The organism is Fibrobacter succinogenes subsp. succinogenes S85, assembly GCF_000146505.1.
Lineage (GTDB): Bacteria > Fibrobacterota > Fibrobacteria > Fibrobacterales > Fibrobacteraceae > Fibrobacter > Fibrobacter succinogenes.
Genome location: NC_017448.1, coordinates 2916344 through 2934150 on the forward strand (window position 1 = coordinate 2916344; position 17807 = coordinate 2934150).

The 17807-nt window shown below is 48.2% G+C and carries 11 protein-coding genes; 7 read left to right on the forward strand and 4 right to left on the reverse strand.

The window, feature by feature from the left end; all coding sequences use genetic code 11:
- Nucleotides 1-16: 16 nt before the first annotated feature.
- Nucleotides 17-2665 (reverse strand): hypothetical protein, encoded by a 2649-nt coding sequence (locus FSU_RS11995; protein ID WP_014546659.1) that lies wholly within the window; start codon nucleotides 2663-2665, stop codon nucleotides 17-19.
- Between the two features lie 57 nt (nucleotides 2666-2722).
- On the opposite strand from FSU_RS11995, the gene FSU_RS12000 reads away from it, so the two are divergent.
- Both FSU_RS12000 and FSU_RS12005 read left to right on the forward strand, forming a co-directional pair.
- Nucleotides 2723-2953 carry a hypothetical protein gene (locus FSU_RS12000; RefSeq protein WP_041260209.1) on the forward strand — a complete coding sequence of 77 codons (231 nt, stop codon included), beginning with the start codon at nucleotides 2723-2725 and terminating at the stop codon, nucleotides 2951-2953.
- Between the two features lie 112 nt (nucleotides 2954-3065).
- On the forward strand, nucleotides 3066-4478 hold the full coding sequence (locus FSU_RS12005) for a CotH kinase family protein (protein ID WP_015732174.1): 1413 nt from the start codon (nucleotides 3066-3068) through the stop codon (nucleotides 4476-4478).
- Nucleotides 4479-4544: 66 nt separating this feature from the next.
- Here the strand turns inward: FSU_RS12005 and FSU_RS12010 are convergent, their stop codons facing one another.
- Together FSU_RS12010 and FSU_RS12015 are read right to left on the reverse strand one after the other, a co-directional pair.
- On the reverse strand, nucleotides 4545-6779 hold the full coding sequence (locus FSU_RS12010) for a rhamnogalacturonan lyase family protein (RefSeq protein WP_014546661.1): 2235 nt from the start codon (nucleotides 6777-6779) through the stop codon (nucleotides 4545-4547).
- Nucleotides 6780-6951: 172 nt separating this feature from the next.
- Nucleotides 6952-9342: a DUF4859 domain-containing protein gene (locus FSU_RS12015; RefSeq protein ID WP_014546662.1), complete on the reverse strand. Its 2391-nt coding sequence runs from the start codon at nucleotides 9340-9342 to the stop codon at nucleotides 6952-6954.
- A gap of 193 nt (nucleotides 9343-9535) precedes the next feature.
- Here FSU_RS12015 and FSU_RS12020 point away from each other — a divergent pair, with 193 nt between their 5' ends.
- From FSU_RS12020 to FSU_RS12040, 5 genes are all read left to right on the forward strand, one after another.
- Nucleotides 9536-10387, forward strand: coding sequence for a TIGR02147 family protein (locus FSU_RS12020; RefSeq protein ID WP_014546663.1), 852 nt, complete (start codon nucleotides 9536-9538; stop codon nucleotides 10385-10387).
- Entirely contained in the window at nucleotides 10377-11774 is a 1398-nt protein-coding gene (locus FSU_RS12025) for a LamG-like jellyroll fold domain-containing protein (RefSeq protein WP_015732175.1), read from the forward strand. The genes FSU_RS12020 and FSU_RS12025 overlap by 11 nt, the downstream gene beginning before the upstream one ends.
- 117 nt (nucleotides 11775-11891) lie before the next feature.
- Entirely contained in the window at nucleotides 11892-12701 is an 810-nt protein-coding gene (locus FSU_RS12030) for a TIGR02147 family protein (protein WP_157747952.1), read from the forward strand.
- Nucleotides 12701-13927 (forward strand): carboxypeptidase-like regulatory domain-containing protein, encoded by a 1227-nt coding sequence (locus FSU_RS12035; protein WP_014546665.1) that lies wholly within the window; start codon nucleotides 12701-12703, stop codon nucleotides 13925-13927. The genes FSU_RS12030 and FSU_RS12035 overlap by 1 nt, the downstream gene beginning before the upstream one ends.
- A gap of 27 nt (nucleotides 13928-13954) precedes the next feature.
- Nucleotides 13955-15850 carry a glycoside hydrolase family 5 protein gene (locus FSU_RS12040; RefSeq protein WP_014546666.1) on the forward strand — a complete coding sequence of 632 codons (1896 nt, stop codon included), beginning with the start codon at nucleotides 13955-13957 and terminating at the stop codon, nucleotides 15848-15850.
- A gap of 126 nt (nucleotides 15851-15976) precedes the next feature.
- On the opposite strand, the gene FSU_RS15955 is transcribed toward FSU_RS12040, so the two are convergent.
- On the reverse strand, nucleotides 15977-17734 hold the full coding sequence (locus FSU_RS15955; protein WP_015732177.1) for an Ig-like domain-containing protein: 1758 nt from the start codon (nucleotides 17732-17734) through the stop codon (nucleotides 15977-15979).
- Between the last annotated feature and the right edge of the window lie 73 nt (nucleotides 17735-17807).

Below are 17807 nucleotides of genomic sequence, written 5' to 3' on the forward strand. Positions count from 1 at the left end.
CTTTGAATTGAGCTTACTAGAACAGCACCCTGTACGGAACTTGCTTGCTATAGTGACGCCCTTTCAGGTCGTGGAAACCTTGTTTGCGAGGGAACAGACGTAAATCATTGCGGTTTGCCGCTTGTCGATTCATAATTGCGGTAGTTGTTGAATCGCCGACTTCGGTGGAGTCTCCTGCAACAATAGATGATGTTGTAAGCAGTTGTGTCACGCCGATGTAGCGGCTAAAGGTGTCGCCTGCATTGTCCTTGAGCGTAAATTTGATGTAGCCCACGCCGCCGAAGTTATCGGCAAGTTTTACAGTCATCTTGGATCCGCTCACGGTTGCGGTTACGCCTGTCGGGGCGTTCACGGTATAGGAGCCGTTATCGTAGCCCTTGGTAAATTGAGCAAGGTCAATGACCTGGGTTTCACCTTTTGCAAAAGTATAGTGCGCGCGAGCCATCCATTCAAGATAACGTTCGAGTTCAGTCCAGCCGTCACCCAATCGGTCTTTGTTTGCGTCGCTAAAGTCACCGCTCTTGGATTTCGGATTGTAACCGTACATATTTTCCCACCAGTCCGGAAGACCATCGAGATCGGAGTCGTAATCGTTTGCCCTGCTTGTGCTCGGGTAGGGTTCCCAGCCCTTGATATTCGCTGTGTCAACGGCGTCCGTTTCGCGGTCAGGGATTCCCTTGGTTTTGCCGACAGAACCCACGACGCTGTAAGTTCCGTTTTTTGTTTCCCTGATCATGCGCTGGTCATGATTGTCGAGAATAGGCTTTGTTTGGCCTACATCGCTCAGCACGTCCTTGTAAGCTGCCGATGCGCTTTGTACAGTGGCGTAAGAGGCGAAGAAAGGTTTGCTGTTCCATGGTTCCCAATCGAGAACTTGCCCGCCGCTCAGTGTGTATTCGCGTCCGCAGTTGTCGTTGTTCCCATTGCAAGTGAATGAACCGTTTGCGGCTTGCAAAATGTTGTTGTGGTAATAGTAAGCTTGCGAACCTTTGCCAGTTCCTTCAAATTGGGCGCGCAACGTATAACCGTGAAGAGTTGTGCCTGCGCCTTCCTTGTAGTAATTGCCGACGAAGTTTACTTCGTGCGCTCCGCCATCGGTCACGCGACTTTTCCAATTGTAGACCACGTTGTTAAAAATGTCCAGGCGACCTGCATAATAGCCGTTACCGTCTAGCCCACCGCCAAGACTCCAGTTGCGCCCTGCGTTGTGCGCCAGCAAGTTGTGGTGGAAACTCCCGATGTCGCCGCCGATTGTTGCTGCGTATCCATGTCCTGTTCCTGCTGCATAATTTTGGTGGTCTGCGACATCCAAGGCTTCCGAAATTAAAGTGCGCTGTAGCGTCAGGTTTTTGCCGCCGCGACTGCTGAACGCTTCGTCAATTGTCCAGCTGATACTTGCGTGGTCAAGAATGCTGTGGTCTCCGCCTGTAAGGCCCATGCCATCGTAAGTTGTGCCGTAGCCTAAGCGCACACGCATAAAACGGATAACCATATCCTTGCCCGTAAAGCCGATGGGATCGCTTTTAATCGTAATTCCCTTGCCGGGTGCCGTTTGCCCAGCTATTGTTACATAATCTTGATTGCACACTAGGCGACTTTTAAGTTGTATTACGCCTGCGACTTTGAACATGATGGTTCGTGGACCGATATCTGCTGTACACGCTTCGCGCAAACTGCCGGCGCCATCGTCGTTCAGATTTGTTACGTACACGACTTTTCCGCCACGGCCACCGACCGCGTTACGACCATAGCCCTCGGCTCCTTCAAACGCTAAACGCCCTGGTTTGAATGACCAGATATTTCCTGCCGTAACCGTTCCGTTCGCATCAACTTCATCCACGCGCCAATAGTAGGTCTGGAGCGGAGTCGTGCCGCTCACCTTATACGAGTTCCCGGATTGCTCGCCCTTGTAAATGGAAGTCGTTGCGGAATTTGCCGAGGTCGCCTTTAAAACCGTTGCAGAATCCGTCCCGAAATAGACGCGATGCTTTACGGCCGACTTCGCCGCCGTCCACGAAAGCGTCAGCGCCCCGTTTTCGTGTGGAACGTGGTAATCCAAATCCGTCGGAGAAGGGCTTGTTGCTTGTGCAGCCACATTGGGAACATTCAATTCAAAACCGTTTAGGGTAATCGTACCCGTGTTTAGTTTTACGGTGGTTGAAGCGCTTGCGCCGCTTACGGAAAAAGTTACATACGCGATCGCCGCACTGGATGTCGAAAGTGCGCGATTTGTTGGTTTGACCGAGGCTTGCTTTGAATTGTTCACGTAGACATCAATGCTGTTGCTTGCCGCAACGCCATCGACATTGTTCAGATACAAAAGAAGGCTATGCGTCCCTGCTGCAAGATTCGAGAACGTGAGAGTAATGTTTCCGCCGCCTTCGACCATCACACCATCGCACACTAGTTTTGCATAGGAAGGTGATTGTACTCCTGCCTTGTACCAGTTCGTCTTGAGATTTCCGCTACCGGCGACCTTGATTTTTACGCCCGAAAGTGTCGTATCTTTGGATGTGACGCCCGAAACCACCCACGGCACATAATTCGGCTCGGTTACTTCGCTTGAATTACGTCCGCTCATGTCAAAATCAACTTTGATGATTGGTGAACCCGCGAAGGCATGCGCAGCGAGTCCCAAAACCAACATTGATTTAAAATATCCCATAACATACTCCCTGTTGCATATAAAAATACCCTCGATTCAACATTGAGGGTAGAGCTATTGAAAATTAAGGTTGTCCGTGGACTACGCTACCTTACTTTTACGGAGGTTCCCGATTCTGTTAAGGGTGCGGAGCAGATTGTAACGGCTTGCAATTCCAAGAACTCCACCAAGGATGTTGCGTCGTTTATTGCGGCGAAAGATTTGGTTCTTTATGTTGGCTTGGATAGTCGTCTAGTTCGCATCCACGGCAAAAACGTGCAAAAGACATTCCGCATCAACAGGGAATAAGCGAAGGTATATTAGAAGCTGGAAAGCCCATTTAAACACCTTTTACACGGAAAATTTCAAGATTCCTTGTTTTAATCAACAAAAAATCTATTTTCCTTTAGAGGTGTTGTTTATGGGATATGTTTGTAACTTTGCGAAGGGCGTTGCCCTTCTTTTCCCGCTATTTCTTTTTGCTTGCGGAAACTCTGAATCGGTGAATTTCATTTCGCCGAACGAATCGCTCGTTTCGTTTGGCGGCGAAGCCCAGAGTTCGTCCAGTGAACTTTTGCAAAGTTCATCTTCTTTGACGATTATACAGTCCTCGTCAATAATCACGCAGTCGTCCTCCTCATCGGTAATCGCGCAATCGTCATCTTCGCGGGTTCCCGTACAATCCTCATCTTCGGTTCTCCCTTCGCCTCCCAATAACGGAGTCCCTTACATTCGTATTATAACTTATGATTCTACAAATGTCGATAGCGCCTACGCTCTTTGTTCTGTTGAAATTGCTGGGAACGGAATTTATGAGGATTTAGCCCCTGCAAGTGGTAAAATCCGAACTCGTGGAAATTCTACGCGCCTCTGGTACCCTAAAAAGCCTTACCGCGTCAAACTTGATGCAAAGACTTCTGTTCTCGGACTCCCTGCCAATAAAGATTGGGTGTTGCTTGCGAATTATCGCGATCAAAGCAAATTCATGAATGCGGTTGCTTTTGATATGGCGCGTTACATGGGGAGCTTCGCTTTTGTGAACGCCAACCGATTTGTCGAAGTTGAAATCAATGGCGAGTATATGGGCATCTATCAGCTTACCGAGCAAATTGAACATGGGGTATCGCGAGTCAATACGGGTAATGGAGGGGTGTTGTTGAGTCTTGACAAGGATGATGGACCGGAACTTTCGCCGAGTGCCACGAATAATTTCTATAGCAAAATTTACAAGTTGCCTGTTGCCGTCAAGTACCCTAAAAATGTGACCACAACGCAAATCGATACCATATCTGCGAACCTTGCAGTTTTGGAACAGGCCATTGCAAATTCCGACTATGACAGCGTTCAAAAACTCATGGATATCAGCAGCTTTATGGATTTTCTAATCTTGCAGGAATTGACGCACAATGTTGAATTAGAAGCCCCGCGCAGTATGTATTTGTATAAGGATTCTTCGGGTTTGTATCACATGGGGCCTGTATGGGATTTTGATGGTGGGTTTGCTTATAGCTGGGATGAAGATACCAAGAAATACTTTGTTGATCAGGACTGGATTTTACATAGAAATCGGACGGTTTCCGGATTCTTTATAAACTTGTTTGCAAATGAAAATTTCCTGGCTGATTACAAGGCTCGCTGGGGTCAGCTTAAAACAAGTATTCTGGCTGATGTATTTTCAAAGCTAGACGATTATATGTTGCAAACACAAAAGGCTCTTGAAAATGATGCGATAAAATGGACGCCTGTCCGCAGTTACATTGACGAAGTTCAAAGCCTCAAAAGCTGGCTTACTGAACGCGTGAACCGTTACGAGTCGGCTTTGCAAAAATACTAGTTAACAAAAGTTCTCCCCTCGACATTCGCCGGGGGGAGGATGGGTTGGGTGTTGGATTAGCTTTCGTTATCTTGTTAGATAAAAACCACGATGTTTACGTTGTTTCACAAGACGTCCTCGCAAATCATAAACATGTTCAGAACAGTTCAGCAAAGCTCTTTTCGCACGAGGCTTTAGCGAAGTTGTTTTAGCATTCGGATCGTCAATGGTAAATTTCCCGCTGCGGGTTGCGTCGCCAAATTCCGCATCGCCACCCTTAGTCGTAATCGTGTAGGTGTACTCTCCGCTGACGGTTGGCGTTCCGCTGAAGTATAGGGAATTTGTCTGTGCATTCCATTTGGCTGTTACGCCTGCAGGGAGGTTTTCGACTGTTGCACCATCGGCATTCTGGATTGCAAAAGTGAACGGGACAATCGAATCACCGAGTGCGATAGTTTGACTGCTGGATCCTGCGCCCTGCTTGATAATCGCGGCGGGCTTCGGTGTATGATCGCCGACAAGCGTAATGTCAGGCGTCGGGAACTTGTCCTTATTGCCGTATAACCAAAATCCCAAATGCGGAGGTTGATTGTAGGCGGTGTTTTGCCAGCTCATGCCGAGACGGTAAATCGGGTCGTGCGCAAGCGTGTACATACGGTGTTCCGTCGGAATCGTAGTTGTGTAGATGTAGAGCTTGGATGCGCCATCGTGCAAAATGACTTCTTCGCGCCAGTCGCCTAAAATATCACCGCTAAAGTTCGGCGTTGCCTTGGTGGTGTTGCAGCTGTTGCCCTGCATTTGGAAAAGTGTGTTGCTCTGTTGCTTGGCATGGTCCCACTTGCTGATGGTCGTATTGTCCAACAGTTCATCAAGCAAGTCGCCATCCCAATAAATACGGAAGTTATAAGCGGGGCGCTTGTCTGCTTTCCAAATTTTTCCTTTTACGGTATAGGTGTTCCAATTAGCGGCAGACCAAAGTTCGTGTCCACGGTTTAGCGAGTCCACATCGCCTGCGACGCCGCGCCCGTTGTCTCCGGAGCTCGTTTCGCTAAAAAGCAACTTGCCGGTGCGGGCATCGTGCAAATCGTATCCGTAGGGCTTTTCTTCGTGAACTTGCCAAACTTCAAGACCGGGATTATCGGGGTCGAGATCGCTCAAGTGCATGGCATCGCCGTGGCCCTTGCCTGTGCGGTACATGAATTTTCCATCGTGGTCAACGGCGCAACTTCCTTCAATAATTTCATCAAAGCCGTCGCCATCCACGTCGCCTGCGGAAATGTTGTGATTGCCTTGCCCGTAACATTCCTGTCCGCTTGTTGCTGCGTTGTAATACCAGCGTTGTGAAAGGGTTTTGCCATCCCAATCGTAGGCGGTAATTGCCATTCGGGTGTAGTAGCCACGCTGGAAAACCATGCTTGGCTTTTTGCCGTCGAGGTAGGCGTTTGTTGCGAGGAATCTATCGACGCGGTTACCGTAGCTATCGCCCCAGCTCTTGACGGTGCCACGGCCGGGGTTGTAATCGACCGTCGCCATTTCCTTGCCGGTTTCGCCGTTGAAAATCGTGAGCCATTCAGGTCCCGAAAGAATATAGCCGTTCGAGTTTCTGTAATCCTTGCTGTGGTCTGCGCCTTTTGCAGAACCGAGCGATAAATAATTGCCGCTGCCGTCTTTTGTTCCGGGGGCTGTTTTCACCGCAAATTCTGCTTTGCCATCGCTATCGTAGTCGCCTACGAGCATCTGCGTGTAGTGAGCCCCTGCGCGAATGTTTACGCCGAGATCGATGCGCCAAAGTTTTTTGCCGTTTATTTTGTAACAATCAATAATGACATTGCCGGTTTTGCCCTTCTGCGAATTGTCTTTAGAATTGCTCGGATCCCACTTGAGAATCAGCTCAAATTCTCCATCGCCGTCTACATCGCCTACCGCGATATCGTTCGGGCTGTAGGTGTAATCGCTCCCACCATTCGGACGGTCAAGATTTACGGTCAGATACTGATTACTCCAAACAGAAACTGCAGCATCCGCCGCTATTTCTTTGCCGCCGACAACTGCCTTTACGGAGTATTTGCTCGATGCTATTCCTTTCGTATCTGTGTAGTTGCTTGCTTGTGAGCCCGTAAAACTAGCGATTTTCTCGCCATCGCGATATAGGTTAAAACCGGTCGTATTGCCGTCTGTTCCGAGAACTCGCCAACTGAGGAAAACCCCGTTAGTCGTCTTTACGGCGACCAAGCCGCGATTCAACCATTCCATCTGTCGCGCAGCCTGCGCACTCCCTAGCCCAAGCGCTAGGGATAATCCCAAACACCAAATTTTGTTCATATCCTATCCCTTTTATTAGCCGAAAAACCAAACAACAATAATCCGGCAAGATTAATATAAATCTGGATGTTGGTAGTATGCCTCGCTTGCTCGATTTCTCGTTGTCTGCGGACAACTGCTTTGCCTATGAAAACACCCCGGCGAAAACGCTGAGGTGCTGTGTTTCGTTGCTCTATCTTGTTATGTTAATCGGTCTTGCTTCGCGGTAACTGCCCGTCGTGATTTTTACGATGTAGGTGCCGCGCGGCATTTGGCTCATGTTGAGCGAACGCTTGTGCAAGCCTGCGTTTTGCATTCCCGTGATTTCTTGTGCAAGCAATGCTCCGAATCCATTGAATAGGCTTATCTTCACATTGTCGCGCTGAGGGAGTGTGTAATGGATTTCGAGATTTCCATTACGGAGGGCGAGGTTCATGTGTGTCGAAACTTTGTTGAGTCCGTACATCAGAGCTGTGGTCTTTCCGCTTTCGTCACTGCCTAATCCGTTGGTAATGCTGACCGTGACTTTGAAAAGGACTGTTTTCCTGTTGTAAGCAAGTCCCTGCGTAAAGCTGTATTTTTCTCCGTTGCTGACGCGGTTGGGGTAGTGGCCTATCGCGAGAGTCCCGTTTGCCAAATCAGCTTCGCTGAATACATAGGCGGTTTCGCCCCATTCAACGACTTTGCCATCTTTGCTGAACCAATGGCCCGGTGTGTTTGCCGTGCTGTTGGTGACGATGTTCCCGTCGTTTTCAAGTGCGAAGAATTGTGCCTGTGTGAGCGTTGCTGTGGTGAGTCCGAGTTTCTTCGCAACTTCGCTAGCGTTGAATTTTGCAGAAACGGTGGCGTAGTTGTCGTCAATCGGGAGTGTCGCTGTGATGTTGTATGTGGTTGCGCCGTCCGTGACGATTTTTGCGGAACTGCTGGAGCTCGCGGGCATCTCGATGCTGCTCGAAGATTCCGGCGATACGGAACTGCTCGAACTTGTCGGTGCGTCTCCGATTTCAGGCCATGCATAATCCAATTTAAAGTTGTTGTAATACTTGACGTTTGCAGCCCCAGCGCCACTGACGCCCGTTTCCAATTTCAACTTATAATCGTAATGCAGCTTGCGAATTCCCGTGTTGCCGGTGTACTGGTAATCGGTATTCACGATTACCGCGAAAACCATCTGCGAGCCATTCGTCGAAGAAGGCGTCTTGTCCAGGCGAAGCGTCGCAGAACCTTCGCCCGTAATGGGTTCGCTGTACACAGGTGTACCGTCGGTCGCGCGGTAGCACAGCAAGAAATTCATGTTCTTGTTATTGGAATTCGCGCCGTTCGGGTAGAAACTCACCGTCACTTCTTTTGCTCCGCTTTGCACCTTCAGCGGCACCACGTTCGAACCCGACCATCCCGGAGTCGTTTCCTGAATCGGAACAAGGTAACCATTGCTTTCCGTCACCGTCTGGTAAGGCGTCATGGTCCAGGTGTAGCTTTTCCTGTTGTTGTCCCACATGTCCTGTTCCCAGTAGGTGTCGCTTCCGAAATGCTGGTTCAGCAAATTCTTGATTTCGCCGGACCATTTTTTCATGTCAAGCATCGCAAGCCTTGCGCGGAATTCGGTAATGAGCCTGCGCACGCCCGCATCGCCAAGACCCTTGTCGAGGCCGTAGGTCTCGAGCAGGTACTTGGTCTTGCCATAAGCATTTCCGTAAATCCAGCGCACCGCACCCGTACCGATCCACGTGCCGATAAAAGTCGGGAAGATGTTGCTGTACTGCGAGCCTCCCAACAGGTAACGCTGATTCTTACCGGTCACGCCACCGCCATCGGCGCCGCCACCAGGGCCACCGAAGGTCCCGTCAATCAGCCAGCCCGAATAGGTTTCAATAGGCATAAACGGCGCAATGACCGTCGCCGCGTTCAAGAATCCCATACCGCTGTAAACACCGTTGCGGTGGCTGAACATATCCTGCTGAATCCAGGTGTTGCCCGCTTCCTGAAACCAGTGCGCATCCTTTGCGCCGGGGTAACCATTCGTCATCGAGTGAATTCCCTCATGAATCATCGCGTCCATCTGCGCCACGCGATCACGGTAAGGGCAACTCGTATTGAAGCTATACAGCGGATAGAACGAAGCGGCCACGGCCGTGTAGCCTGCTACCCATGTTTGCCAACCGCCCGTAGTATCCGTCTTTGCGCCACCGGCACACGTACCCGAACCGTAGTAATAAACGGCGCTGTACTGACCTTCTTGTGCTTGGGCATCCGGCGCCCATCCCATCTCATTGTACAAATACTCAAAATCGGTATCGTACTTCTTAAGAATCGAATCAATCGTCACATCGGTAATGCGGCTGTCGCGATCCTTGCCCCAGTAAAACGCCCACCACTTACCGGCCTTCTTTCCGGTAACGCCCGAACAATTGTTGTTGAACTTGGTCGGCGGCTTGATTTCGCCTAGGTTCGATTTGGTATCGTAATCCAAATCTGAACGATAGCCGGGCCAAGTGTAGGCATCGCCAGGTGCCGCGTAAACGTTAATGCTTAGGGCGAACGTCAATGCCGTGCCCGGAATCCATCCCAAACAACTTTTTTGCATAACACACTCCATTTTTATGCTATTTAGAGAAATAATTTTTGGTGTGCCCTAGCGCAAGTTTTTAAGAAAAATGGAATGATTTTCTGTGTTAGAAGTGTGTAAATGTGTAAGAATAATTAATGAAATATATTTATTTAATTGTAAATTTGTGTATTTTATTGATTTTTGTGTAAAAAATTTCTAGTTTAAAACCATGTGCATTGCGCTTGAACATCTGTTTGACTATGACGACTTCCGCAAGTTCCTGCAAGACTATTTTGAGGAACAGAAGAAAATGCGGTCGGTGTTTTCGCATCGATTTTTTGCAGCAAAAGCGGGATTCAGTAGCTCTTCTTATTGCCTGAATGTTATCCGTGGGCGCTTCAATTTGACTCCGAAATCCATCGAGAAAATTTCAAAGGCGATGGAATTCGAACCGTTGCAAAAGACGTATTTCGAGGTGCTGGTGCAGTACAACCAGGCGCAACAAGTTGCCGAACGCGAACACGCCTGGAACCAGATTGTCCAGATTCGCAAGCAGATAGAATTTACACATGTCACGACTCGTGAACAGGGATACTTCGAAAAGTGGTATTATCCGATTGTGCGCGAATTGGCGGTATCGTCGGATTGGGATGGTGACTACCGTGTGTTGGCGCGTTCAGTTGTGCCGCAGATAACGACGGACGAGGCTCGCGATGCGGTGAAAAAGCTGCTGGAATGGGGACTCTTGAAAAAAGAGGGTGAACGCTATGTTGAAACATCGCAAATGCTCGATGCTTCGGAAATTCCGCCAATGGCTTTGCGACGAATTCGTCATGAGTATATGCAGCATGCGATGGGGGCTGTGGAATCCATGCCCAAAGATGAGCGCTTTGCCGCATTCACGACTCTTGCAATGAGTGAAAAATCCTACAATTATGCAGTAAAGGTGCTGGAAGATGCTCGCAAGAAGATTATTGCCCGTGCGGCAAATGATTCGGAAGTGGAACGCGTTTACGAAATGATGCTTGTGGCGTTCCCGATGAGCAAGAAAATAGGGAAGGAGGCGGAAAATGAAAAATAGACAAGTTTATCTAAAGTTGTCGCGTAATTGCGTTGCGTGCGTGATGTCGCTTGCGTTTTCGTTGTCGTTCCAGGCTTGCTCGGATAGCGATGATGTGGCCGGTGGAGTGACCGATATCGGAAATTCAATTGCGGATTTGTCTGATACGCTGAGGTATTCCGGTGTAGTGCAGGACTTGCAGGGGCGTGCTGTTCCTGCTGCGCGTGTCGTTGCCTACTTGGATAATTCGAAAGAAATTGTGGATTCGCTTGAAACGGTCGCTGATTCTACAGGGTTCTTTAAGCTAGGTCCGATTCCAAGGATCTCGGCGAAAGGATCTCCGCGTTTTTATGCGGAATCCAAAGGGCTGTCCGGTTTGCGTGGCGATGGACTCTCTGACGTAAGGTTGGATACGATTTGCATTGCTGCGCACAAAACTTTAAGTGGAAAAATTGCCGACGCGACTTCTGGTTATGTGCGTATTCCGGGAACGCATTTGCGTTCTCTTATCAGTGAAGATGGTTCGTTTGCATTTGATTCTATCCCGGCGGGCTATAGAATGGACCTTGTGTACATGCAGAATGATTCGGCTATCGCTCAGTTCGAATTCACGGCACTGGAATCAAAGGATTCGCTTAAGTTGCCTGAACTTTCGGTCAATGGGGAATGGCTTACGAGCGGTGATATGCCTGTTATTGCGGAATACTATAGTTTCCATTATTACCTTCCGTATGATTATCCAGAAAATCTCCCGAATGGGTATGGCGACCCGGAAATTGAAGTTTATCTCGGCATGAACCGCGATATCAATGTGCTCAACCATGATTCTTCTGTTGCGGAAAACGTAAACTATGTAGATGGTTTGAGCGGCAAGGCGGTGCTTTTGGAACCGGGACAATTTATCGACTTGGATACGCTTAATCCAACGGGCGGCGACTTTACACTTTCGCTTTGGACCAAGTGGAATGGCCCCAACGGCGAACACCAGGTGTTGTTTTGCCAGCGAGCTTATTGGAGTGATTCTACATCGCGATTCCAGTGGCATTATGAGGTGAAGAGTGGAACGTTTGCCGTAATGAAGGGTATGCCGGACTACCCTGGGGCAGTGTATTTCGGGGATTCGACATCCGTGCCTGTCGGGGAGTGGGCTTTCCTTGTGCTCGTTTCCAAGAATCACATGGTGAGCATGTATGTGAACGGTAAAGCGGTAGCAATTGCGGGTTCCGATGGAACTGAATTTGCAGGGGAATTTGTGCCGAACGAGCTGAAACGCAGCGTTCCTTTCCGCATCGGTGGCGACGAAATTGGGACTGAAACTTGGAATGGTGTGATTGACGAAGTTCGCGTTGAATCCATCGCCCGCAGTCCTGAGTGGATTGAGGTCATGTATGAGCGGCTGAAGCCTTAAAATGTGTTTCCAAAAATTATGTATTTTGTAAATTATATATAAAAATTTACATTGAAAAATTGATGATAATTGCTTATATTTGGAAATATGATAGATGTTTCCAAAATTAGTGTATTTATGTATTTTGATTACCGCGATTTTATTCGCGCTGTTTTGGAAACAATGCAGTCAAAGGGGCTTTCGCTCCGAGCGATTCAAGAAAATGCGGGAGTTTCTGGTTCTGCGTTTTTCAGCCGAATCCTAGATGGCTCGCGCCCGCTGTCCATTGCGAATGCGAAAAATATCGCCAAGTCTTGGGGGCTTTCTGTTAATGAATCGGATTACTTTCTCGATTTGGTGCGCTTCGGTAACGAAAAGAATGTAGATGTACGCGAAGAATTGTTGCGAAAGCTCCTTGCGGTCCGTGCGAACAATCAGGAATTTGCTCTGCAGGATTCTTCGCTCAAGTTTTTCTCGAAATGGTACTATCCCGTGTTGCGCGACTTGCTCCCTCTGCTTCCGCCAAATATGCCGGCGGAAAAAATTGGACGCATGTTTACGCCAGTGCTTCGCGCTCCTCAGGTGGAAAGTGGTATTCGCTATTTGATGGAATCGGGATTCGTTACGTTAGATGAAAATGGTGTATATCGTGTGGAACAGCCTATTGTTTCAACTCCGCCTCGCGTGCGTTCTACGATTTTACGCAAATACCATCTGAAAAATCTTGAAGTGAATAGTGAAGTTTATGATCTGTTCACTAGTGATGACCGCAGCGTTACGAGTGTTACGTGCAGCTTGTCTAAAGAAAGCTTTGAAAAAGTCCGCGAAGAAATTGCGAAACTTCGCGAAAAAATTCTTGCGTTATCTCGTGAAGAGAAAAATCCAGACCGTGTTTGCCATGTAGGGTTTCAGTTGGTGAACCGCGCCAAAGTCAAGGAGGTAAAGTAATGTACCTCCGTAATGTTTTTCGAAAACTGGTTTGGGTATTCCCTTTGGGTGTTGTGGCTTTTGTCGCAATCCTTTGTATTTCGATTGTTGGCTGTAGCGGAAATTCTGACATCGCAAACGGCACGGGTAGTAATGCTGGTGAAACTGAAATTGCAGGGATTATCACGGCGACAAATCATGGGAAACCTTTGGTGAATGCGCTTGCCCGTGTGTGGATTTTGGACGAAGACTCCATGCATGTGGCGTATGAAGATTCTTTGGATAACAATGGTGTTCTTGAAATTAGGTCCGCTGTTCTTGGTGAAAAAGCGCCTGTCCAGCTTTTGGAAACGCGTTCGGGCGACTCGTTATCTACAATGCGCTGGGTCAATCTCGAACGTAGTCCCGAACAAACCCTTTCTATTGCGGCAAGTGAGACTCTTAAGGGTTCGATAACGAATAACGGTGTTGCAGTAGAAGGTGCAACTGTTTCCATTTTGGATAAGTCCGTCGTTACAGATGTAAACGGAAACTTTGAATTTAATGATTTGCCTGCGGGCGTGCATTATGCTTTTGTCGAAGGCTATTTTGGAAAGTTCTCGTACCAGATGGAAACCGGATTGAATGAAGGTGCGACAACGAACAACATTAATCTCGCAGATAGCATTTTTACGGTTGTCGAAGATTTTGAAAACTGGAAAAAACAGACATTTATCGGAAAAAGTTTTGGACAGGGCTGGTGGTTTATTTGCACAGACTCGTTGCAGGGTGGCGGAAGTCGTGCAAGCGCGGGTGTCGATAGTGAAAATCTTTTTGTTTCTGGCGATAGCGCCAAAAGTGGAAAAAGCTTGCACGTCTCATTTGATATAGATGAGAAAACTCCGGGGCATTATGGAGTTATCGGTTTTACGATTGGTGACGATTTTGATAAGGCAGAAATGTTTGCGTTCTATGATTTGCGTAAGGCGACTGCAATTTCGTTTGATGCCAGAGGTTCTGGAAAAATCTCGTTGCAGATAGCCAAACGCAGTGATAAAGGCGAACGTGAATATCACGAATCGTACTTTGTGACGCTTACGGAAAAATGGGAACATTTCACGTTTACGGCAGATGATTTCGATACAGAACTTATTGCGGTCAATGCAATCAACATTCTCGTTATTGACGATACCGAAATTTACCTTGACAATATCCGCTTTGACGGTATTTCGCCCAGTATGTGGCCGAGTCTCGGGATGCGTTTTTAAAATTCTTTTTCACGTATAGGAGAGAGTATGAAAAAGTCAAAAATGGCGATTGTCGCCTTGTGTGCGTTTGCCTTTGTGGGTAGCGCATTTGCAACAATTCAGCCCACGCGCGTAGGTCCCGTAAGTCAATACGGTGCTTTGCAAGCCGGCAAAAATTCCGCTGGCGAAGGCCGCATTTATGGAAGCGTGCAAGGCGTCAAAGATGGAGCCGAAGTTCAGGTGCGCGGAATGAGCCTTACCTGGAGTATCTTTTGGCCAAACGGAATGTCGTTCTACGGCAATTCCTTTATTGATTCGCTTGTAGGCGAGTGGAATGTTGAACTTGTTCGCTCTGCAATGGGTTCCGTTGGAAATTGGGGACAAGGGAATTACAAGACTCGTCCTGAATATTATTCCGCACAAATGGACACGGTCGTACAGGCGGCTATCAGAAACGATGTTTATGTTTTGGTGGACTGGCACAGTGAAGGTGGCTATTATAATTGCATTCACAAGGGTGTAAAACCGAAGTACGAATTTAATGATAATAAGGCTTGCTTTACGGCAAGTGATGCCGCGAAATTCTTTGGAATCATGGCTCAGCGTTATGGCAAATACCCACATGTGATTTTTGAAATTTACAATGAACCTGTGAGTGAAAGTTGGAATGACCTCAAGGCTTATGCTGATACAGTCGTTCAGGAAATTCGTAAATATTCGGATAACTTAATTGTTGTAGGGACACCGATGTGGTCTTCTGCGGCTGGCGATGCTGTTGCAAATCCCGTCGTTGACAAGAATGTTGCTTACACGCATCATTTTTATGCCAATATGCATAACATCAATGAAACATCGACTAGCCAGAATGCAAGCCCGAACAAGGCTATTGCTGCGGGTCTCAGTGTTTTCGTGACCGAATGGGGCTGGGTTGAAAAAGATATCAACGATGCCAAGACCAAGGCGAATGCCGATGCGTTCCTGAAATGGGTTGACGAAAAGAAACTTTCTACCGCCAAATGGGATGTCGAAAAGCCGTATCTTGAAGATAATGATGACGACAACTATATCAAGGCGAACGTTCTTCCGCAAAAGACGACTTACACAAAGAACCTTGATTGGGCTTCGCAAATTAACGATGATCTCCCGTTTGCTCTCAAGACGACATCGACAGATGCTACCGGAGAATGGAGCTTTATTACGGATGTGAGCGGTAGCGATGAACAGGGTGACCACGGTAATTCTAGTTTCGAAGATAACTCCGAAAACGGAATGGTCAAGATGGATAAAATCAAGCTTGATACGGTCGGCACTGCTTTTGACTATGCACCTTATGTGAATGCCGATTTTACTTTCAATTTTGATATTTCCAAGTGCAAAATGTTCAGCTACCGCTATAAAGGTACGAACCATCAATTTGTAGCCTATAGCGATTGGAATACGTCTACCGAAATTCTCGGTCAGGGACTTTGGGATTATCCGTTTGTCGGCATGCCTTATTCTCCGGAATGGACAACCGCTTATGTGGATTTTGGCTGGATGGTCAATAATGGCTGGCAGGCTGATGTACCGACAATTTTCTCTACAAAGTTGACGACGGCGCTCCGCTTTAGTGTTACCAACGTTGCGTTTGGCGATTATCTCTGGATTGATAGTCTCAAGTGCGTCGAAGATGTGTCCAATTACACGGTTATGGAAATCCCGGACATTTTAAGTATCCCGACGGCGAGAATGGCTGCTCGCAATTTTGTTCGCGTGAATACTGACGGCTTGAATATCGTTGCGACGGGCGTTAAGAATGGAAGCCATTATTCGCTCTCCAATGTTCTTGGACAAACTTTGCGTGTGGGCGTGGCGAAAGCGGGCAATTTCTCGATGACTGCGCCGCGTGCTGGTCGCTACATTCTCCGCATTGGAAATTCTGTCTATCCGGTAACGGTAAAGTAATATTCATCTTTCTATCAAATCCTAAAATTGGCTTTGCCAATAAAAAGCACCCTAGAATTGACTTTGTCAATAAAAAGCACCTCGACGTTTGCCGAGGTGCTTGATTATTTGGATCGATGAGAACAGTTAAAATAAAATCCTGTATGGAATTTGCTTTTCGAAGCGGCGGCCTTTGAGGTCGTGGAACGTGTTCTTGCGCATTTGAGGCACGTTGCGGAATGTGTGGGCTTCTTGGAAAGCATCTCGAATTGCCGTTGTGGAATCTTGCGCCGTCTTGCTAGAGTCTTGAGCCGTTTCGCTGGAGTCTCGCGGCTGTTCCGGTGGCTCGCTTGCGTTTGCGGACTTTTCGACGAGTATTTCTACGCGGCCTGTGTATTCAGTGTTGTCGTTTCCTTTGACGGTGTACTTGAATGAGGCGAGTCCTTTGAAGTCTTTGTCGGGTGTGAATCGGGCGGTATAGCTGTCACCCGCGAGTTCCACGGTCCCGTTTTCTGCAGCCGATACGGTGTAAGACGGTTTTACTTCCTGGAACCCGCGAGTGATTGTACGCAGGTCAAAATCGAGCGTTCCGTTGCCTTCGACTTGTGCATGCATGGCACCGAGCCAGTTGATGTATTTTTCAATGCGGACGTAGCCGTCGCTTTCCTTGGTCATGGCGTCGTCTTTTGCGGTGTCATAGCCCATTGCTTCTTCGAAGTAGTCCGGCATACCGTCTTTGTCGCTATCTGTGGCTGCTTTCCCGGCGATGACTTCACCCCAGCCGTTGTTTGTTTTGAGGCCCATAGCGCCTACGGATTTTACGAGCGCGCCTTCCTTGCCGAGCGTGCCGACCTGGTGCCAGATAAGCGAATCAATGTCGTCGTAGGGGAGGACGCCACTTTGCGAGGTCACGTAGCGCCAGGCGCTTGCCGCACTCATCATCGGGCCCTTTGTCGTGAGCTCGTTCCACGGATTTTTCAGTTCTTCGCCAGGTCCCTGGTAGTAATAAATGCTTGTTGGCCCGCCATTGAGCACTCCGTCGCGGTTTTTGTCGATTAGGTTTCCGCTTGCGTAAATGCTTTGGTTTTTATCAACCTGAAACCACTCGTTTTTACCTTCAGGACCATAGACAAAGTAGTTGTTCACGATGTCGTGCTTGAATTTTGCACTAGTGTGTGTCGTGTAGCCCGCTTCGAAGTTGTAAAGGATGTTGTTGACGAAAATGTCGTTAATCTTGTCGAGCGGGTTTCTGTTGTGCGTATTCACGAAGGCGTTGTAGTACCACGCCCAAGTACCGTCAATGGATTCGATGTGGGCGCCGAACTGCTGGCCAATCGGGTTTGCAATGAGCGAATTCTGCACAGTGATGCCAGTGACACGGTAATCTGCGTTGTCCGAAGAGCCTCCGAAGTTATTCCACGGAGCAAGTTCTACCGAGCAATGGTCCACAATGACGTTTTTGGCATCGTAGAGGTTGAGCGCGTCGTCTTTGGTGCTTGCCGTATTTTCGCCCGGACGGATGCGCAAGTAACGGATGATGATATTGCTCTGCTTGCCTGTCGAAAGTTTTCCGCCGTGAATGGCGATCCCCTCGCCTGGGGCTGTCTGCCCGGCAATAGTGATGTTCGACTTGATCGAAACGGCAGTTTTGATATTGATGATGCCGCCAACGTCAAAAACGACAATGCGGTTCCCTTGGCTAACCGCATCGCGGAATGAGCCTGCGCCGTCATCGTTCAAGTTTGTTACATGGTAAACGGTGCCTGCGCGGCCACCCGTAACGTTTGCGCCAAATCCCAGCGCTTCAGGAAACGCGAGCGGCTCGGCGCTTGCTTCTATACACCAAAACGATAAACAGAGCGCCGAAACCGCGAAATTTCGCTTAAAACCAAAAGAATATCCCATAAACAACCCCTATATTGCAATATACTGAAAAAATACCATTGTTTTGAAGAAAACAATCTACCATTATTATAAA